We start from the raw sequence: 20198 nt of genomic DNA on the forward strand, positions 1-20198 counted from the left end.
TTAAGTATTGGTTCTTTATATCACCCGTTACTCCTTTCTTTTTCTTCCTCCACGTGATAGACCTTCCGTATTAATATACTATTCATTTCACCACTTGCTCTCAAATCATTAAAGGTCCGTAACTAGATCCTTTTTGACATTGAGTATTTTTACACAAAAAAATAAGCTGAAAGTAAGGCACTCTCAGCTTATTTGGTAATATTATGTTCAACTTTGTATTAAAAGCTCATCGAGCTTATTAGTTGATTTATTTAGTTTGATTGTATCAATTTTTTCTTGAATTCGTCTTAAATCTTTTTTGGTAGGGTAACTGTTAATCACAACGGATGGTTTATCTGAATATGTTCCTAATGAAAAAGTAGTAATGATTAGATCTTGTTCTATCCCCTCTAGAAGATGTGGCGTCAACTGCATTTTGTCATATAACTCCACAGAAACTGTTCCATGAAAATGTTGATTCATGACATCTTGGATCATCTCTGCATGTTCTTGATCATATCTACTGATAACCATAACCGTCGTTTTTTCTTCTTGATCGATTAAAGCTGGAATCAAGCCTTTCCAACCAATAGTTAGGATGTAAAAGACTTCATTTTTTCCTTTTCGATTCAAATAAGTATTTGTTCTATCTAATGTCTCATCAATCATATCAAAAGTAGCGCTCGTATATTCTGGAAATTCTTGTTTCATTTGCTGAACAAATAATTTTTTCTGACTAAATAAAATGCTTGAAGCGGAGTTCAATTTCCCTTTATTCAATAAACCCAATAAATTTACAATATTGTACAAATCTAAAATAATATCCTCTTTATTTAAAAGTGGAATGTTCATTATTTCTGATAATTCTGCAAGTGACTGATCTAATATGGTTATACTATTACGGATCTTTTGGTCTTCCAAACTTGATTCTTCTAGTGATTCATAGTTTGGAATAAAATTAGAATTAATAAATCCAGCCAGCAACTGTTCAACAATATCTTTAGTCACTTTTATTTTGAGTGTCTTTTCCATGATTAATTTGATCGGTTGTTTGGATACGATGGAGTATATTTTGTCCGCAAAAGCGGTTTGTCTCACCGTTACATGATGCAGATTTTTCGCTCTAAAATAGGCGACTATGATCCAATGCTTGACTCTAGTATAATCAGCGTAATCCAAATTCATATGTAATAATCTCACTACTGTTGTGAGTAATTTTTCAACCAATGTCTGATTAATGGAATCAAACGGCCACTCCAAAAGGAGAATAACATTCATAAAAGTAATGACCATAAAAATTACGTATCGTTCCTTCGTTACCAACGACCCTACAAGGATTTATTTCTATTTGAATCGCTGTATCTACTAGTAGTCCATTCATTCTTTTGATTAATCTAGTTAGAGTAGATGAACTCGTAAACAAAGATTCAGCCAACTCAGGAATTTGCGCTTCGTTTTCGTAGAGTAAAAGCTCTAATAGTTGAAAAGCCATACTATTTTTTAAAAAAGAGCGATAAATAGTGTCTATACTGTCGTTTTCCGATAATTTGAAATAGATTCCTTTATGAGATGTCTCCCAAGTGCCCTCAACGTAGTCTTGTTTCATCAGACTAATATCTTTCTTCAAAACATTTTCTGAATAGCCCGTTTGTTCTGATAATTCTTTTAAAGTGACCCAATTTTCTTTCGAATCGAGATATTCAATAATTTCTAGCTTTCTTAATTCATTTGAATCTAGCAACTTTCTTAACATCTTTTCACCTTCTCAGTATACTGTTTAGAACATTATACAATTTAATTCTTTTTTTCTACTAGTTAATCTTGTCCGATTTCCAACATTCTTATAAATTCATCAGTTGCAATTTATGAATATCTCTTATATAATCTAAATCGTAACGTTTACGTTTTATAAATATTCTGAAGATGACTAGAAAGGACGATATCAAATATGGCCGTACCAAAACGTAGAAGGTCGACTTCTAAGAAAAAGAAACAACGTACACATAAGCAATTGAAAGCTCCAAATATCTCTTATGATGAAAAATTGGGAGAATACCGTATGAGTCATCGCGTGTCTAAAAGTGGTTACTATAACGGAAAGAAAGTGATCGATTAATCAAAACGATTGAAAAAGACAACCATAGCTTACTGGTTGTCTTTTTTCGTATCGAAATTTATATAAGGTTCTTTGCTTCTTTCCAGTCTATCAATGATTTGTTTCCCACTATGATTCCACTGCACCATCCTGTAAAAAGCATCATGGTAAAAGATAAATTTTGCACCGAGCTTGCGTGCTTCTTCCATCCAATACTGTTTAGCTGTAATAGAATTCATCGGGTAATCATCGAATCCAAGTACCCAAAGCGGATTCTGATGAGCGTGTGTCGGCATAATATCGGCTAGATGAAGGACCGTTTCTCCGTCTTGTGTCAGCTTTACAATAGAATGTCCTTTGCTATGCCCACCTGTATGAAATAGTTCGATACCAGGTACAATCTCAAGACTCTTTTCAAAGGTTCTGACTTGTTCCTCTACCGCTTCCCAATTTTCTTTCCAATATGTACTCTTTGAGCGAATATTGGGATGGCGTATTTCGTCCCATTCAATAGCATTTACATAGATCACTGCGTTTTTAAAAGTAGATACATACTGCCCTTCTTTTAATTGGGTTAACCCTCCCGCATGATCGAAATGCATATGGGTCATAATCACCCCATCAATATCTTGAACGGTCAATCCAACTTGATTCAGACTCTCTTCAATCTTTGTTTCTTCTCGCACACCGTAATTTCGAATCTGTTTATCTGTAAGCTTGCCAGTACCTACCCCTGCATCGATCAAGTAATTTTTATCTTTGTATTGTATTAAAATTGCATCTGTTGGTAATTCTATTTGGTTCTTTTCATTTGCGGGATATTTTTTTGACCAGAGTGGTTTCGGAACAGGACCAAACATGGCACCCCCATCCATTGAAGTAATGCCTCCGTCTATCCATGTCAACTTTATATCGTGAAATATTAATGTATCTAATCGGTCAGTCATTCAATTTCCCCTTTTCTCTGAAGTCTTTTTCTGTTTTCCAATCATCAATAAATCCAATATTGATTGTAAGTTCTTTGAATTCAGGATCTTTGTGTCGATTCAACCATACCTTGTACCTTTTCTGAAGCACTTTTAGCATCTGTTCTTGATTGAATAATGTACAAATTTCAAGAGCTTGTTCGCAATACTGTCTCCCTTTTGCTTCATTTTGTTTTTTAAATTCCAGTATGCCTTTATTAAAGATGAAATCAATATGTGGACTAAGTAAGTCGACATTTTTGGAATAATGCCGGTCAAAAGCTTTGATCGTTTCTTCTGCATAGTCAATTTTACCGTGATAGATAAACGTTGAAAAGTTGTTCGTTAAAATCGTATGTAGTAATTTGCTGTCTCTTGGAATCGATTGGTATACTTTACTTCTTTTCAGGGCTGTCCGCATTAAAACCTAAGTCGTTTCGACATCAAGATTGAAACCAAATATAGCGTATAGTCTTAATTCCATCTCTCCCCAGTCTTCAACTTGCATCAAGTAATCTAATACCAGTAGATTACTATTATGTTTTTCTTCATTTATATCTTCTACGCCTTCGATAAAATAGAGTAAAAATTGTTGCCAGCTATAAGGGGCTGGACGAGCAGCCTTGATTTCCTCTTTTAGTTTCTTGAGTTGCTGATAATGATTATTATTTACGTAGTCTTCTATACGAATAAAATAATAGCGGATATCGGTTTCCAAATCTGATCCTCTTAAGTACAAAAATTCTTCTGCTGTCGTATTGATTTGATCTAATAACTGAAAAAATAAGTCTACTGGAATCATAGATTTCTCGTTTTCAAACCTGGATAACTGTGAAACGGAAAGAACTGATCCACAAGCTTCTTTCAATGTAATCCCTTTGCCCTTTCTGATTTTTTTAAATAATTGACCGTACATAGCGACCTCCTTTTTTGCACATCTGCAACTTTATACTTGCGATTAGTTTACCTCACTTACACTAAAGGTACAAATAAAAAAGGACGTGAGATAATGTTTTCGATTGTTAAACGATTTTGGAAAGAAAATGTATGGATTGGCATGTTGTTACTTATAACCGCATCTTGTCAAACCGTTGTGAGCGTTTTGAATGCACGAGCATTCAATGCACTGATTGACTTAGATTTTGAACTATTTTTCTGGACAACTCTACAGATGTTTATGATTTTTATGTTATTCCTATTTTTTACATTTTTGCAGATCAACACTATGAGTCGAGTCAAACAGCGAATGCTAACGTCCATTCGCCGGTCCATTACTGAAAGGCTTGAAAAAGTCAGCTACAAGACTTTTCACGAAAAGCAAGTGGGTACATATGCATCTTGGTTAAGCAACGATATGAATACAATCGAAGTGGATGCTTTTGATGAGTTCTATGCTGTTCTCTCAGGTATTATCGCTACTGCAACTTCAGTATTTGCACTCTTCTTTTTCCATTGGAGTATCGTGATTTTAAGTTTTGTTATCGGGGCTCTGACCCTTTGGTTGCCCAAATTATTTGAGAAGAAACTGGCTACTGCGTCGCTTGAAACTACTCGGCAAAATGAAGTCTTTCTGAGCAAGTCTTCTGACGCACTATCTGGTTTTGATACTCTGTTTTCTTTTAATTTATTGAGTCGAATCACTTCATCTGTACGTCTTGCCTCATTAGAGCTAGCCGAGGCAAAAAATCGCCAGGCACGAGTCATGAGCTTTGTGGTGAGTCTAGGTGCTTTCGGGAACATCCTTGGACAGTTATCGGTACTGGCCTTAACTGGATTCTTAGCCTTTCAGTCTTTACTGAGTCTTGGCTCGATTGCCTCTACCGGTAATTTAGCAAGCACCATTTTTAATACGGTGGGCAACCTTAGTCAACGTATCGCTGGTATTCGAGCAACGCGCCCTATTTTTGAAAAGTTTGAAAAAATAGATTCTCTTGATGAGCACGTTAATGAGCATATTTCTTGTCGTAGTGGTTTCGAACTATCCAATGTTTCTTACTCGTACGGTGGTCCCCCCCTATTTGATCAACTCTCTTATTCTTTCTCTCTTGGCGGAAAGTATGCAATTACTGGCGCCAGCGGTAGCGGTAAATCTACCTTATTTAATGTTTTAAGCGGTAAACTAACAGACTATTCAGGTTCGGTCTCTTTCGCTGGGCACGAGCTAGAAACTTTAACTGGCCAACAGTTGCGGCAACATGTGCTCTACGTTGAGCAAGTCCCTTATCTATTTGATGGTACAATCAGAGATAATATCACACTGGGTGAGACTTTCGGAGACGATATTTTGAAAACAGCTTTGGCACAAAGTGCACTAGATGAATTCATTCTACAACTTCCTGAAGGTCTGGATACGCCTGTTGGAGAGGGCGGCCGCTCTTTATCTGGTGGGCGACGTCAACGCATTGCTTTAGCTCGCGGATTGGTTCGCGGTAAATCCATTATTTTAATCGATGAGGGAACTTCCAGCTTAGATGAAGCCAGTGCAATCAAAATTGAACAGCATCTTATGAGCAATCCCAAATTAACTGTTTTGATGATTACGCATCATCTAAGAGATTCTATAAGGTCTCAATTAGATGGCTTACTATCTTTAAGTTGATTCTATTGTAGGATTACCCACTAAAAGAATAAACCATCCTCTTCGCTTTCAGCTGAGCCGTAAGTTAGAGGATGGTTTATTTAAATGATTATACGCTTTAATTTTTCTTTTGGTAATAGACGAATCCTGCGATACAGACAAGTAAAGAAAAAATTAGGAAGAATGGTACAAATGTTGGATTAGAGAAGATACCTCCTACTAAAATCACAAGTGAGCCAAGTGTTCCGAGCACTGGTGCAACGTAACCTAAGAAGACATTTTTGATGACGCCTTCTCGTTTCAATTGGATAACTTTCAAATAAAGAACAGCGTATGCCAAGTAACTGAATACAATCGCAATCTCACTGATATCTCCGCCCGATAACAAGGACGTTTTTTGTGAGATGTAATGTAATCCCATCCACACCAAGCTGACTACAAAAGCAAAAATAGTAGAAGCGGGTGATAATTCTCTTTTTGCATCCATTACTTTGATCCTGTCGCTCATCGGAATCATATTTTTTGTTGCCAGTGCTTGAGGCAGCCGGATATACCCTAAAGTCAATCCGTTCACTACACCTAAAACAGCAATTAAAACAAATGTAAGCATGATCGATTCACCATTCGCACCGAGTATAGCTGTACCAATCTGACTGATTGCAGCATCTCCTGTGGACAAGATATATTCTTCTCCAACAATCGATACTGTTCCCAAAAAGTACGCTAGGTAAACAACGAGTACAATCAAAGGTCCAATGGTCAACGCGATTGGCATATTGCGTTTAGCATTTTTAACTTCTGGTGTGATGGTTGTCGAGATGACCCATCCTTCAAAAGAAAAGGCCATTGGTGCTAAGGCTGCAAGCCAGCCGAGCCCAACAGAGCTTGTTCCAATTACAGCCACTTCGTTTGGAATTTCAGGGTTTGGTGCGCTCCAGAACAATCCCACAAGTCCAATCCCAATTAAGGGAATCAGTTTAATGAACGTCGTAAGATTCTGGAAACGTCCACCTGCTTTAAGTGAAACATAATTCATCCCAAACAAGAATGTTAAATAAATAAGGCCAATACCCACTTGTGTTTCAAGAGTCGATGGTAAATCAAATAACATGGTGGTATAAATTCCCGCTACCCATGCAACCACTACGGTGATTGTCGGAAAATAAACCCATACTTGGAACCAGCCGAATGCACTAGCTGCCGCAGGTGATATAAAATCTTCAAAATATCCAACTACGCCACCTGTTTTTTCTGTTCTACTAGCTAATTCAGTTAATGTGATACTCCCAAAAATCACACATAAAGCACCAATACAGAATACAAGCACGCCTAGTAAAGCATCGCCACCCGTATAAGCTAAAATATCATCTGACTTGAAAAAGATACCTGAACCTACACAAATACCGACAATCATAGACAGTGCTGTCAGTAATCCATAATGCTGTTTTATTTCAATCTTCTTATCTCCCACTGTTTCTCTCCTTTTTACTGTTGAAAAGTATTTTTTATTATACTTTATTCATATTATCAATAATTATACTGAATACAGTATAATAGAGAATATAACAGAAATCACAGCTTAAGAAAAGAATGTTTTGCTTTAAATCATAAGTAGTGTCCATCTTGCCACAATACACACTTTCCAGTCTTTAATGACTTTTGAACGTCGATGATTTGCTGATTCGAACTCCCTCTAAATGCCAGACCCAAATCCTTCTTTTCCAACTCAAATCGTCCGTCTACGACTACATCCAGATAAGACAACAACATCTGCTTATCCTCTGTTCCGGACATTAATTCTTCCCACGTATAACCCGTCCATGACCAAATATCTTTTTGGTTTCCAAACTCTTCCCTAATGCGTTTGCTCAACCGGATTGTAACCCCGGTATTCAAGAATGGCTCTCCACCTAATAAGGTCATCCCTTGACAGTAATCTGCACGTAGATCTTCGATGATTCGATCTTCCAGTTCATTGGAATAAGGCTTGCCATATGCAAAATTTTGTGCGACTTTGTTATAGCATCCTTTACAGGCAAATGGGCAGCCACTGACATAAATACTGCACCTTACGCCTTCTCCGTCTACAAAGTTATAAGGTTTGTAATCTGCGATATAGTGTTTACTAAATTGTTCAGATGTCCACGCTATTGGATCAGTTCTCATCGTTCTCACAACTTTCCATATGCTTTATTCTAGAAGAAATTTCTTTGTGTCTACCCTCTACCATTGGGCGTTTTTGTGGGTTACCGAGATATCCACATGTTCTTTTCACTACGTCACAGGTCTTGGGATCTGAGTTTCCACATTGTGGACATTTAAAACCATATTCTGTAGGTCTAAAGTCTCCCTCAAAGTCGCATTGATAACAATGATCAATCGGTGTGTTTGTTCCTAAGTAACCGACTCTGTCATATGCAAAGTCCCAAACAGCTTCCAAAGCTTTAAGATTGGTCTGTAGTTTAGGATATTCACAATAATGGATGAACCCTCCGCTCGTAAAAGGTGCATAGTCTTTTTCAAATTCAATCTTCTCAAATGGTGTTGGATTTTTTCTAACATCGTAGTGGAAGCTATTAGTGTAATACCCTTTATCTGTAATCTCTTTGATTACGCCAAACTTCTCTGTATCTAGTCGGCAGAATCGGTCCGTCAGACTCTCACTCGGTGTTGCATAAACACTGACATGAAGATTTATTTCTTCGCTCCACTTATCCGCTGCTTGTTTCAGTATTTTTAATATGCTTAAAGTAAAGATTTTTGCCGCTTTGTTCTGCTCCCAGTCACTACCAAAGAAAGAAGCTGCGGCTTCGTATAAACCAATATACCCTATTGATGCAGTCGCTCTTCTATTTAAAAATAGACTTTCAACAGCTTCTTCTCTACTTAGCCTATTGCCAAAGGCACCATGCATATAAAGGATGGGTGCGTTCTCAGGCTTGGCTTCCATGACCCTTCTTGCTTTAAAGATTAGACCGTCACGCAAGACCTCTAGACGTTCTTTCAAAATAAACCAAAATTTATCTTGATCGCCCTCTGCTTCCAGAGCTATTCTTGGAACATTTAAAGTCACAACACCTAAGTTCATCCTCCCCGCGTTGATTTCTTTGTTTTCTTCGTTTTTCCATCCTTGTAGAAAAGATCTACATCCCATCGGCGCTTTAAAGCTACCTGTCAGCTCCACAATTTTGTCGTATGATAAGACATCTGGATACATCCTTTTAGCGGAGCACGCTAGCGCAAGCTGTTTAATTGCATAATTCTGGTCCTCTTTATTTAAGTTAATACCTCTTTTCAGTGTGAAAATCAGTTTAGGAAAAATGGCCGTTCTTTTCTCTTTTCCAAGCCCATTTAGTCGTACCTTCAAGATTGCTTTTTGAATCTCTTGCTCAACCCAAGAGGTACCGAGTCCGAAACCGATGCTCGTAAAAGGTGTCTGTCCCTGGGATGTGTATAAGGTATTAATTTCGTACTCCAAACTCTGCATAGCATCGTAGATGTCTTTTTTTGTTTGATCTGTGGCAAATGCTTGTTGTTCTATAGAATTTTTCATCCACTTTACAGCTATTTTCTGATGCTTTTTGTAATTCAACTCTGCATAAGGTGCCAGCACTTCATCGATTCGGTCAAAACTACATCCCCCATATTGACTAGAAGCTACATTTGCAATGATCTGAGCTGTCTGAGCCGCTGCAGTTTGAATGGATTTAGGAGACTCTACATCTGCGTTCCCGATTTGAAATCCTTTTTCAAACATCTCTTTGAAATCAATCAAACAACAATTACTCATAGGTGCATAGGGAGTGTAATCTAGATCATGGTAATGGATTTCTCCTTTTTCATGAGCATTCGCTACGTGTTCTGGAAGCCACTTCAGTCCTATTGCTTTTCCAATCACTCCTGCTGTTAGGTCTCGTTGTGTATTAAATACCTTACTGTCTTTATTCGCATTTTCATTTACAATACTTTTATCTTTATCCAAAAGATGCCGAATCATTTGATTCACATCTCTTCGCTTCTCTTTGTCGCTTTTTTTTTGTTCTTTTTGAGCATTTAGTTGAAAAATCAGCTTTGGTTGACCTATTTCATTTAGCACGCTTTTAAAAATGTGTTCTATTTCACAAACATGTATAATAGAATAGGTTCGTTTATTGATTCTTTCTTCAAGTCTATTTTTCAAAAGCATTTGTTGGTCTTTTTTAATATCTACATTATCTTTATTGATATTTATGTATACTTTTAGCAGTTTATCGATTGAAAAATCTTGTATTCTTCCATCACGCTTTTTTACCTTCAATTCTTTTAGAGTTCTTTTCCTCATTGTTCTAGCTTTATCTATTGTTTTCATAATAATTCTCCTTTCGAGCTTTATAACTTTGATGGTTTTTTCACAATTAATATTAAAAGCAAATCCCACTTTTCAGCAGGAAAGCTTGTTTATTGATTTAAGAATACCATTTCACGTAGTCTTCATCTTCCATTGATTCTACCATACCTAATAAATAACCATTTCCAACTTGCGAGAAGAAATCATGGTTACTTGTGCCTGTAGAAATTCCGTTCATAATAATTGGATCGACATCATTTGCCTGATCCGGGAATAATGGATCAAATCCAAGATTCTGTAACGCTTTATTGGCATTATAACGTAAGAATACACCCACTCTATCCGTCCAACCAATTTCTCCATAAAGATACTCTGTGTATTCCATTTCGTTCTCATAAAGTTTGAATAACAAATCATAGGTCCAGTTTTTGAGTTCTTCCTGTTCTGTTTCAGAAAGTTGATTGTATCCAATTTGGAATTTATATCCAATATATGTGCCGTGAACCGATTCGTCTCTTAGAATGAGCTTGATGATTTCTGCGATATTCGTCATCTTACTGTTTCCAAGATAATGTAGCGGTGCAAAGAACCCTGAATAAAATAAGAAAGACTCAAGAAACACGCTTGCTACTTTTTTCTGTAAATCTGTACCTTCTTGATAGATGGCATTAACGATTTGCGCTTTCTTTTGAAGCATTTCATTTGAATGTGTCCATTCAAAAATCTGATCGATTTCTGATTTTGTATTCAACGTACTGAAAATCGCGCTATAACTTTTAGCATGCATCGATTCCATGAATTCGATGTTGTTATAAACAGCTTCTTCGTGCTGTGTACGAATATCTTTTTTCAGTGCTTCAATACCATCTTGAGATTGAAGTGTATCTAGTAGTGTCAGTCCACCGAACACTTTCGCAACCATATCTTTTTCTGCAAGAGGCAATTTTTGCCAGTCACTTAAGTCATTAGATAGTGGAATTCGTGTATCTGTCCAGAACTGTTCAACCAGTTTTTCCCAAGTCAGTTTGTCGACCATATCTTCTATCTGGTTCCAGTTAATTGCTTTATAGGTTTCAACCATTCTTTATTCTCCTTGTCCCATCGTTTAATCTGCTCTTTAGTCTCTGCACAAACAACCTGTAGGTAGAAGGGATACCACTTTCTAGCTATACCCCTTTACCTAATCAAGTGGATTAGATTGTACAGCTTTCGCAAGCATTTGATCCGATTTCTTCTGCATCATCTGTAAACGTACGAACATAATAAATCGATTTAATCCCTTTTTTATGGGCATAATGTCTTAAAATATTTAAGTCACGAGTCGTTTGTTTTGTTGTCTTGCCCTCTTTCCATTCGTATATTCCCTCTGGGATATCTGAACGCATAAAGAGTGTAAGACTCATACCTTGATCGACGTGCTTTTGAGCTGCTGCATAGATATCGATTACTTTACGCATATCCATATCATAGGCACTCTTATAGTATGGCATTGTTTCGTTTGAAAGATATGGTGCAGGATAGTATGTTTTACCAGTCAGTTTTTCTTGACGTTCTTCTACCAGACGTGTAATCGGATGAATACTTGCAGACGTTTCATTTACATAACTGATAGATCCAGTCGGTGCAACGGCCATTCTGTACTGGTGATATAGTCCATTTTCTTGAACATCTTTTTTCAAAGCATCCCAGTCCGCTGCTGAAGGAATATGAATACCATTATCCGCAAAGATAGCTGCAACTTTATCATATTCAAATGTATGATCTGCCGATGTGTACTTGTCAAAATAAGAACCATTTGCATAATCTGACTTTTCAAAATTAAAGAACACTTGATTTCTTTCTGCTGCCAGTTTGTTACTTGCTTTAAGCGTATAGTAATTTAAAAGCATAAAGTAAGCATCTGTGAATTCTACTGATTCAGGTGAGCCATAGTGCATTTGATTCAACGCAAAGAAAGTGTGTAGTCCCATAGCGCCAAGACCAATTGTGTGGTATTTGTCGTTACCATTTTTTACAGAAGGTACAGCTTCAATATTTGATTGATCTGTAACGAATGTTAATGCTCGAACCATTGCATCTACTGACTTTTCAAAGTCAGGTGTTTTCATCAAGTTTACTACGTTAGTAGAACCCAAATTACAGCTGATATCTGTTCCAAGCGTTTCATACTCTTGATTATCTTTAATCAGTGAAGGCTCTTGTACTTGGAGGACCTCACTACACAAATTGCTCATTGTGATTGTTCCGTATACAGGATTCGCTTTGTTTGCTGTATCGATGTTGATCACATAAGGATAGCCTGATTCTTGTTGAAGTTTAGAAATTTCATTTTCAAGGTCACGTGCTTTCACCTTTGTTTTAGTGATTTCAGGATTCGCTACCATATTGTCGTATTCTTTAGTAATATCGATATATGCAAATGGCTCGCCATAAATTCTTTCAACATCATAAGGACTAAACAAGTACATGTCTTCATTATGTGCTGCTAATTCATAGAATTTATCTGGAACGGTAACACCTAAAGAAAGTGTCTTCACACGAACTTTCTCATCTGCGTTTTCCTTTTTAGTAGAAAGGAAACTCATGATATCCGGATGGAAAATATTCAAATAAACCGCGCCAGCACCATTTCTTTGTCCTAACTGGTTGGAATAACTAAAGCTATCTTCTAATAACTTCATAACAGGTAAAACACCACTAGAAGCATTTTCAATTTTCTTGATAGGATCTCCAGCTGCTCTAAGGTTTGTAAGATTTACTCCAACGCCTCCACCAATACGAGACAATTGAAGCGCTGAGTTGATTGCGCGTCCAATACTGTTCATATCATCTGTTGTTTGAATCAAGAAGCAAGAAACCAATTCCCCACGACGTTTTCTACCTGCATTCAGAAATGTTGGTGTCGCTGGTTGATAACGCTGATTGATGATTTCTTCAGCAATATTCGTTGCCAGAGTTTCGTCCCCATGTGCTAAATACAGTGCGTTGAAAGCGATACGGTCTTCGAATCTTTCCAAGAAACGTTTACCATCATCTGTTTTCAAAGCATACTGAGTATAGAATTTATACGCAGACATAAATGAGCGGAAACGGAATTTCTGGTTATAGAGTCCTTCGATCAATTCTGTAATGAATGTTCTTGAGTACTTTCCAATAAACGCTTCTTCAATAAAATCGTGCTTGATCAGATAATCGATTTTTTCATTAATACTGTCAAACGAAACTGTATTCGGATTTACATGCTCGATAAAATAAGCTTTTACAGCTTCGCGATCTTTATGAAGGGGAATCTGATTATTTACCGGGCGATTGATTTCATTGTTTAATTGAAAATACGTCACTTCTTTAGATTGTTCTTTTACTGGACTATTTGTAGCCAAGATCATCCACCACTTTCTTTATTTTTGATACGTCTTCTTCGTTTCCTTGAAATTCAAAACTATGAATTAACGGAACGTTATACTCTTTTGCCAAATCTTTCGCAGTAAAAACAAATAGCTGTGCAAAATTAAGATTTCCTCCGCCAGCTACTCCTTTTAAAAAAGATTGATTGTTTTCTGTCTCAATAAAATCGTTTAAGATTTCGGTCATTTCTTTATCATACGTGGGAGTTATAACGATGTAAGGTTCGTTTACAGGAATAAATGGATTGGTTGGCGTTAATTCCAACGAATCCATCTCAAGTTTGTTTACGAATTTTCTGGTCTGTCCTGTCAGAGAAAAATACACTACCTTCATAATGATTACGCTAATTGATTCAGCATATCTGGGCGAAAGCCGTTAAATGCTTCTAGTCCTTCAGCAAGAACAACTGGCAAAGAGCTGAATCCTAAACTTTTAACTTCTTCGATTGCTGCTTCGTTTTCAGCAATATCTTTAATTTCAAATGGGATACCTTTATCCTCTAAAAATTTCTTTGTAAAGTTACACTGCATACAATTTGGTTTTGAATATACGATGACTGTTTTGTTTGACATGATGTTTTCCTCCTATTAAGTAACCTGCTGGTTGTTGAGCTCAATGTGATAAGCGACTGAATCTCTTGTCTTAAAACACAAATTCTGTTCGCTTCAATGCAGAAGAGCTAATCTATATATGGTACCACTTCGTTATCGAACATGTGTACTTTTCAGCGCTCAGCTCTTCTTCTATCGTATCTATTATTCTACATGACTATAGAAAAATTTCAAGTCTAAAACACTGTATATGGGAAAGATTTTTAAACCGAACACTACATGTTGTGTCAAGGCACAAAAATACACTCTCGCTATTTTGCTCAATAATTCGAGCAGAACGAGAGTGTACAAGGATTTGCACTTGAAAAATGCTTTTTTGTTTTTTTGCCTCATAACTATATATAGTGGTAATTTTTTTTGAAGCAGATAGACTTTATTTCCGTTCACCATAAATAACTTCCAAACAAAATGCGCAAGGCTCATCGCCATCTCTTCTAGAACCATAAAACAGGTTACATACATGAAAACCATCTTCATATATTTTTTCAAGATTCATCCGAGATTTTGTCATACCTGTATCACTTAATTGTTTTTCAATCGACTGCTGTTTGATAACTTCAGCTAATCTGTCTCTCAGATGCTGATTCTCCATACTTAATGCATGGTTTTCTTCAGTTAACTGAGACAGCTCTACTTTCACTTGCTTGAGCGTCTTCAGAGTGGCTTCTGCTTGGGTTTCCAAATCAGAAAATGTGTCATGTAATTCTTTCTTATTCATTGTTCACCACTTTTTCATTTCTCTACAGAGTGTTTATCGGTTTCAACTTTAACTTTGATTGTCAGTAGGCAGTCTATTTTTCAATCTACTGCCTTGTAATAGCATAACATGATTAGAATTGAAATGGCAAACACTCAATGCATAAAGTTTGCTGATTTTTGTAAAGGGACAGTTTTCGTGACCATTTATCGAATAAGTTTACCCAGCTATCATTTGAAGTGAAATATCTTCAAAAACACCTTGGGCAGCTACATTGCTGTTCAATTTCTTTTTCGCTTCCAGCAATTGTTCTAGGATATAGATAATTTGTCTACTAGAATACTGTTCCGCTATTTGTTTAAGTTGTGCTTCATAATTTAAAAACGCTACGATAACCGAATCAGAATAGGTTAGATTCAATAGATCTCGGTATAAAATAATGAGTAGATCAACTACGAGCTGGTTTGATTCTCTGTCATTGACCGTTCCCATTAAATCTGTCTGAACATATACGAAAGCCTGGTCATCTTTTTTCGATAAAAACTTGAACCAGTTCCAAGTCGCTTTCACCAAATTCTGAAAGGATTCATCTCCAGCTAGTTCAATCGCTTTCTCTGCGTCATGGGTCACTCTTGCAGTCAGCGCTGCTTGCGAATCCGTCAGTCCACGCTCTTTCAATTCATCTATTCGATCTCCAAGTGGTTGAACTGGGAAATGGACGATCTGGCAACGCGAAAGGATAGTAGGCAGTAACCGCTGTTTTGCTGTCGTGAGCAATAATGCCGTCGTTTCTCCATCTGGCTCTTCCAAAAATTTAAGCAAGCTATTCGCGGCGTTCTGAGTCATTTTCTCGACATCTTCTATAATGAACAGTTTACGTTTGCTTTCTACTCCACTTTTAGAGAATTCTTCTTTCAGTTCTCTTACTTGAGCAACTTTAATGGATAATCCATCTGGTTTGATTTCAATAATATCAGGATGCTGATGCGTTTGAATCCTTTGACACTGGCTACATTCTCCACATGGACGCTGCTCTTTCTCAAAGTTCTGACAGAAAAGAGCTTGAGCGATCCAAAGAGCCATTTCTTTTTTTCCTGTACCTGCAACCCCCTCAAAAACATAGGCATGCTGCATGGTCTGATTACTGATTAATTTAGAAAACAGTCGACTGATACTCGACTGTTTTTCAACGATGGTCGACATTGAACGTCTCCCTTACCTTTAATATTGTTGGAATTGCTCGATTGGAAGAACAAACAGTGTTGCACCACCAACTTCTACATCTACAGGATAGGTTAAGTCTGATTCCAAAGTGAAATCATAAGAAGGTGGACTCATCATTGTCTGACTTCTTGTAGAACAATTTTCTTTGATCAAGGCTAGTACGCTATCAACTTTGCGGTCTTCAACCCCCATTAAGAAAGTCGTATTCCCAGCTCTTAAAAATCCTCCAGTAGAAGATAGTTTTGTTGCCCGTACACCTTTTTCTACGAATTCGTCTGCTAACCTCTTACTGTCTTGGTTCTGAACGATCGCTACGATTAATTTCATTTTGATTCATCCTTTCTCATTCGTTTTTCTTGAAGTCTTGAATAGCACTCTCCAATGCTTTCTTAGCTGCATCAAATACACTATCTTGACTCTTAGCGGCGTCGATAACGACAAACCGTTCTGGTTCTTTTTCTATCATCATCTGATACGCATTTCGAACTTCTTCATGAAACGTTATAGCTTCCATTTCCAGACGATCCTGCGTTCGATTGGAGTTTTTATCTTTAATTCTTTCAAGTCCTACTTCAGCTTCTACATCTAAATAAAGCGTTATATCCGGTGTCAATCCTTCAATTGCAAATTCGTTTATGGAAAGGACTTTTTCCATGCCTATCCCTCTAGCCTGTCCTTGATAGGCCACTGAGCTATCAACAAATCGGTCGCAAAGTACAATTTCACCTCTAGATAAAGCGGGTAAAATCTTTTCAACGACATGCTGTCTACGACTTGCTGCAAGTAGCAAGGCTTCTGTTCTAGGATCCATGGCTGTATGTGCTGGATTTAGTAAAATTTCTCGAATTTCTTCCGCAATCTCACTCCCTCCAGGTTCTCTTGTAACCACTAGTGGACAATCAATCATGGATTCAATTGCTGGAATCAGTTTTTGGACTAGACTCGATTTCCCTGCTCCATCGGGACCTTCTATTGTAATAAACAACCCTGTCACGTTCATTTCCTCAATTCTAATAATTGCTATTTCTTTCATTATACGGTAGAACTTACTGGAATGTCTACGGATTTTGCAAAAGGATTTGTTTATGTAGTGAACTGTCTCTTTTGAAAATAAAAAAAGCAGCGCACTACGGACTGATCAGAAAAGTCTTATCTCTAAGCTTTTACTGATCTATCTGTACTGTCTGCTTTTAACATTCTTTATTTTCCTTTGATTTGTCTTACTTTAGCTTCTTTGAAAAGGTAGAAGTATTTTGCTTGAGCCAATTTCCTCTCGGCTTTCAATCTTGGGTGCTCTTCCACGATGATTTCTTCCATAACTTTGGAATCTTCCCAAGCTTCTTTTTGTCTATTCATGAGAGACAATAGCCGATCATCGTACTGTTTTTTTAATTTGGATTTTCTTTTAAATAGTCCCATTGATTCTTCTCCTACATCTCTCTACGGCCTTCGACTGCTTTCAGCAAGGTCACTTCATCAGCGTACTCTATATCGCTTCCTACAGAAAGACCATGTGCAAGACGTGTCACACTAATACCTGAAGGTTTGATCAATCTTGAAAGATACATCGCTGTTGCTTCACCTTCTGCTGTCGCATTGGTAGCGATGATGACTTCTTTAACTTCTTCATTTTGAAGTCTTTTGATTAAATCAGGTATATTGATGTCTTCTGGACCGGTTCCTTCTATAGGAGACAAGACACCTTGTAAAACATGGTACAGCCCTTTGAATTCTTGCATTTTTTCCATAGAGATCACATCTTTAGGATGTTCAACCACCAAAATTAGTGATCGGTCTCTGGTTTTGTCCTGACAGATTTCGCAAGGGTCTTGTTCTGTCATATTGCCACAGATTGAGCAGTAATGTAGATCACGTTTCACACTGATTAGTGATCTAGCAAATTTTGTTACATCATCTTCATTCATGTTAACTGTATAAAAAGCCAGGCGGGCAGCTGTTTTCTCCCCAATTCCTGGCAATTTCATATAGCTTTCCATTAATTTTGAGATCGGTTCTGGATAATGCATGACCGGTTCCTTTCTAGAAAGTTCTCTTAATAAAAGCTCACAATTTCAAAGGTCAATTAGGCTGTCCAGTCAGACTATAGTCCTGGCATACCCATTCCTTTTGTGTATTTGCTCATAACGCGTTCTGTTTCAGCATCCACTTTTTCTAATGCATCATTTACAGCAAGTAATACAAGATCTTCGATAATTTCAACATCTTCTGGATCTACGATTTCTTCTTTGATAGAAACGTTTGTCAGTTTCTTATCTCCTGTAAACGTAACCGTTACTAAATCATCATTCGCTGTTCCTGTAAAAGTTGTTTCATTTAATGATTCTTGAGCAGATGCCATTTCTTTTTGCATCTTCTGCATTTTTTTCATCATACCTTGCATATTTCCCATTCCACCGCGCATATTATTTCTCCCTCTCTTTTATCCATTCATTTTTATGACTCTTCAATTCTGACTAAATCTTCTCCAAAAAATTTGACCGCCTCGGAAACAATGTCTTCCGGTTCTTCTTTGACGTCTTTTGGAGTATCTCCGGATGGTTCTGGTTCTTCTGACACTTCCTCAGCTTTCATTTGCTTGATGAAATCTTGACGAACCGTTGGCCACTGCTCAGCAGGTACGCTGACCATTTCAGCTCTATGGCCGATCACTTTCTCCAGATAATCTCCAACTGTTTGGATCAGAAGTTTGTCATTTGTCGCTCTCTCACATAGAATATCATAATCAAAGGTCACGACCAACCCTCGAGCACTAGCAGCAACTGGAGTAGATGTATTCATGATAGCCTTCTGGCTCGTTTCCAAGAAATTCATCAAATCCGGCCAAACATCTTTCAACTGAACCAAATCCTGTTTTGTTGCTTTTTCCAAAATATTATAAACGGATGGTCTGTTCACTTTGAAGACCGCTCCGTTTTTGGCAGGACGCTTAGCTTTAGGTGCTGCTTGTTTGACTGCTCCTTCACCTGAGCTCATCGTCTGCATCATTTTTTGCATTTCAGCGACTTGCTTCATAAGCGAAGCAACTTCTTCTGCTTGCCCGGCTGATGGTTGACTTTGAACGGGCATAGATTCCGCTTGTACATTTTTTTTAACTTGAGTCAGGCGAACAGTGGCGACTTCCAAGTAAACTTCTGCATGATTAGATAACCGCATTTCTTGTTGCGTTCCATTAAAGACTTGGATGACGTCATATAGTAATTCCGGAGATAATTCGGACACCAATGTTTCGAAAGGATCATCCACTTTTGCCATTTTAAGTAACGTGTCTGACTGAGCCGTATGATACAGAAGGATATCCCTACTAAATAAAATCATATCCTCCACAAACCGCGAAGGATCTTTTCCTTCCGCAATCAGTTCATGCAAAATATTTAATCCTTTTTCGGTCTCACGATTGTGCAGAGCTCGAATGTAGTCTATAAGAAGTTCTTGTGTGATGCTTCCAGTGATGCGCATGGCATCTTCTGTTTTCAACTCGCCATCTGAAAATGATAATGCCTGGTCAAGAATACTAAGTGCATCCCGCATCCCACCTTCAGCCGCTTTTGAGATTGTGATCAAAGCATCTTCTTCATAGCCGACACCTTTCTCAGTCAAGATATACCGCATCCGTTCCACGATATCTTGAGGAGAAATTCTTCGAAAATCAAAGCGTTGCGTTCTTGAAATAATCGTCAATGGAATTTTATGCGGTTCCGTCGTTGCCAAAATAAAAATCACATTTGAAGGTGGTTCCTCTAAAGTCTTCAGTAAAGCGTTAAAGGCACCCATAGACAGCATATGGACCTCATCGATGATATACACTTTATATTCTGCTTGTGTCGGTGCATAATTCGCTTTGTCTCTAATATCTCTGATTTCTTCTACGCCATTATTACTCGCTGCATCAATTTCGATAACGTCGCCGAGTTTTCCTTTCGTAATCGACTCACAAATTTCACATGTATTACAAGGCTCACCATCTTGCGCGTGCGGGCAGTTGATTGCTTTGGAGAAAATCTTAGCAGCACTCGTTTTACCTGTTCCACGAGGACCGGTAAATAGATAGGCATGGCTCGTCTTATCTTGAACTAAGGCATTTCTCAGCGTTCTTGTGATGGCCTGCTGTCCGGCTATATCTTCAAAGCGCTGGGGTCTCCAGACACGATATAGTGCTTGATAACTCATATTTCGCCTCTTTTCTTTATCCTAAATCTACTTACTTCTGAACGTATTTATAGTTGCACCGTATAACTTTCCTCTTTTATTATAAGCGAAATACAAGTGAATGAAACCTAAATTTTTGATTTATTTTGA

General features: G+C 37.5%; 22 protein-coding genes. 2 read left to right on the forward strand and 20 right to left on the reverse strand.

Annotated elements, in window-relative coordinates; translation table 11 throughout:
* Positions 1 to 207: 207 nt before the first annotated feature.
* Both ACFP65_RS08800 and ACFP65_RS08805 read right to left on the reverse strand, forming a co-directional pair.
* Positions 208 to 1272, reverse strand: a complete 1065-nt coding sequence (locus ACFP65_RS08800; protein WP_379917772.1) for a M protein trans-acting positive regulator PRD domain-containing protein — start codon at positions 1270 to 1272, stop codon at positions 208 to 210.
* On the reverse strand, positions 1223 to 1732 hold the full coding sequence (locus ACFP65_RS08805) for a helix-turn-helix domain-containing protein (protein ID WP_379917774.1): 510 nt from the start codon (positions 1730 to 1732) through the stop codon (positions 1223 to 1225). Before ACFP65_RS08805 ends, ACFP65_RS08800 begins: the two co-directional genes overlap by 50 nt.
* A gap of 195 nt (positions 1733 to 1927) precedes the next feature.
* Between ACFP65_RS08805 and rpmF the strand changes: the two genes are divergently transcribed.
* Entirely contained in the window at positions 1928 to 2095 is a 168-nt protein-coding gene (gene rpmF / locus ACFP65_RS08810) for a 50S ribosomal protein L32 (protein WP_379917776.1), read from the forward strand.
* 29 nt (positions 2096 to 2124) lie between these two features.
* On the opposite strand, the gene ACFP65_RS08815 is transcribed toward rpmF, so the two are convergent.
* The 3 genes from ACFP65_RS08815 to ACFP65_RS08825 are packed head-to-tail and all read right to left on the reverse strand — an operon-like array spanning position 2125 to position 3955.
* A complete protein-coding gene (locus ACFP65_RS08815) occupies positions 2125 to 3021 on the reverse strand; it encodes a YtnP family quorum-quenching lactonase (RefSeq protein WP_379917778.1) in 897 nt (298 codons plus the stop codon).
* Complete coding sequence (locus tag ACFP65_RS08820; RefSeq protein ID WP_379917780.1) at positions 3014 to 3460, reverse strand: hypothetical protein; 447 nt, start codon at positions 3458 to 3460, stop codon at positions 3014 to 3016. The genes ACFP65_RS08815 and ACFP65_RS08820 overlap by 8 nt, the downstream gene beginning before the upstream one ends.
* Before the next feature lie 6 nt (positions 3461 to 3466).
* On the reverse strand, positions 3467 to 3955 hold the full coding sequence (locus ACFP65_RS08825) for a helix-turn-helix domain-containing protein (protein WP_379917782.1): 489 nt from the start codon (positions 3953 to 3955) through the stop codon (positions 3467 to 3469).
* 141 nt (positions 3956 to 4096) lie between these two features.
* On the opposite strand from ACFP65_RS08825, the gene ACFP65_RS08830 reads away from it, so the two are divergent.
* The gene (locus ACFP65_RS08830) at positions 4097 to 5638 is read left to right on the forward strand and encodes an ATP-binding cassette domain-containing protein (RefSeq protein ID WP_379917784.1); all 1542 of its coding nucleotides are present in this window, start codon (positions 4097 to 4099) and stop codon (positions 5636 to 5638) included.
* Between the two features lie 97 nt (positions 5639 to 5735).
* On the opposite strand, the gene ACFP65_RS08835 is transcribed toward ACFP65_RS08830, so the two are convergent.
* The 15 genes from ACFP65_RS08835 to dnaX form a co-directional block, all read right to left on the reverse strand.
* Positions 5736 to 7088: an APC family permease gene (locus tag ACFP65_RS08835; protein WP_379917786.1), complete on the reverse strand. Its 1353-nt coding sequence runs from the start codon at positions 7086 to 7088 to the stop codon at positions 5736 to 5738.
* Positions 7089 to 7222: 134 nt separating this feature from the next.
* Positions 7223 to 7783, reverse strand: a complete 561-nt coding sequence (nrdG, locus tag ACFP65_RS08840) for an anaerobic ribonucleoside-triphosphate reductase activating protein (protein ID WP_379917788.1) — start codon at positions 7781 to 7783, stop codon at positions 7223 to 7225.
* Entirely contained in the window at positions 7773 to 9965 is a 2193-nt protein-coding gene (gene nrdD, locus ACFP65_RS08845; RefSeq protein WP_379917790.1) for an anaerobic ribonucleoside-triphosphate reductase, read from the reverse strand. Before nrdD ends, nrdG begins: the two co-directional genes overlap by 11 nt.
* Before the next feature lie 97 nt (positions 9966 to 10062).
* Positions 10063 to 11025 carry a class 1b ribonucleoside-diphosphate reductase subunit beta gene (nrdF, locus tag ACFP65_RS08850; protein ID WP_327757948.1) on the reverse strand — a complete coding sequence of 321 codons (963 nt, stop codon included), beginning with the start codon at positions 11023 to 11025 and terminating at the stop codon, positions 10063 to 10065.
* 112 nt (positions 11026 to 11137) lie between these two features.
* Positions 11138 to 13324 carry a class 1b ribonucleoside-diphosphate reductase subunit alpha gene (gene nrdE / locus ACFP65_RS08855; protein ID WP_379917792.1) on the reverse strand — a complete coding sequence of 729 codons (2187 nt, stop codon included), beginning with the start codon at positions 13322 to 13324 and terminating at the stop codon, positions 11138 to 11140.
* Positions 13311 to 13682 carry a class Ib ribonucleoside-diphosphate reductase assembly flavoprotein NrdI gene (nrdI, locus tag ACFP65_RS08860; protein WP_379917794.1) on the reverse strand — a complete coding sequence of 124 codons (372 nt, stop codon included), beginning with the start codon at positions 13680 to 13682 and terminating at the stop codon, positions 13311 to 13313. The genes nrdE and nrdI overlap by 14 nt, the downstream gene beginning before the upstream one ends.
* Before the next feature lie 5 nt (positions 13683 to 13687).
* Positions 13688 to 13921: a glutaredoxin-like protein NrdH gene (gene nrdH, locus ACFP65_RS08865; RefSeq protein WP_379917796.1), complete on the reverse strand. Its 234-nt coding sequence runs from the start codon at positions 13919 to 13921 to the stop codon at positions 13688 to 13690.
* Positions 13922 to 14333: 412 nt separating this feature from the next.
* Positions 14334 to 14678 (reverse strand): initiation-control protein YabA, encoded by a 345-nt coding sequence (locus tag ACFP65_RS08870; protein ID WP_379917798.1) that lies wholly within the window; start codon positions 14676 to 14678, stop codon positions 14334 to 14336.
* A 198-nt stretch (positions 14679 to 14876) separates the two neighbouring features.
* The gene (holB, locus tag ACFP65_RS08875) at positions 14877 to 15860 is read right to left on the reverse strand and encodes a DNA polymerase III subunit delta' (protein WP_379917800.1); all 984 of its coding nucleotides are present in this window, start codon (positions 15858 to 15860) and stop codon (positions 14877 to 14879) included.
* A gap of 18 nt (positions 15861 to 15878) precedes the next feature.
* On the reverse strand, positions 15879 to 16208 hold the full coding sequence (locus tag ACFP65_RS08880; protein ID WP_208560255.1) for a cyclic-di-AMP receptor: 330 nt from the start codon (positions 16206 to 16208) through the stop codon (positions 15879 to 15881).
* A gap of 16 nt (positions 16209 to 16224) precedes the next feature.
* A complete protein-coding gene (gene tmk, locus ACFP65_RS08885) occupies positions 16225 to 16875 on the reverse strand; it encodes a dTMP kinase (RefSeq protein WP_379917856.1) in 651 nt (216 codons plus the stop codon).
* A 206-nt stretch (positions 16876 to 17081) separates the two neighbouring features.
* Positions 17082 to 17300 (reverse strand): YaaL family protein, encoded by a 219-nt coding sequence (locus ACFP65_RS08890; RefSeq protein ID WP_379917802.1) that lies wholly within the window; start codon positions 17298 to 17300, stop codon positions 17082 to 17084.
* Between the two features lie 11 nt (positions 17301 to 17311).
* On the reverse strand, positions 17312 to 17908 hold the full coding sequence (gene recR / locus ACFP65_RS08895) for a recombination mediator RecR (RefSeq protein WP_379917804.1): 597 nt from the start codon (positions 17906 to 17908) through the stop codon (positions 17312 to 17314).
* Between the two features lie 74 nt (positions 17909 to 17982).
* A complete protein-coding gene (locus ACFP65_RS08900) occupies positions 17983 to 18303 on the reverse strand; it encodes a YbaB/EbfC family nucleoid-associated protein (protein WP_379917806.1) in 321 nt (106 codons plus the stop codon).
* Positions 18304 to 18335: 32 nt separating this feature from the next.
* Entirely contained in the window at positions 18336 to 20069 is a 1734-nt protein-coding gene (gene dnaX / locus ACFP65_RS08905) for a DNA polymerase III subunit gamma/tau (protein ID WP_379917808.1), read from the reverse strand.
* Between the last annotated feature and the right edge of the window lie 129 nt (positions 20070 to 20198).

Origin of the sequence: Marinilactibacillus sp. GCM10026970, from assembly GCF_042660675.1 — a bacterium.
In the GTDB taxonomy this organism is placed as follows: domain Bacteria; phylum Bacillota; class Bacilli; order Lactobacillales; family Carnobacteriaceae_A; genus Marinilactibacillus.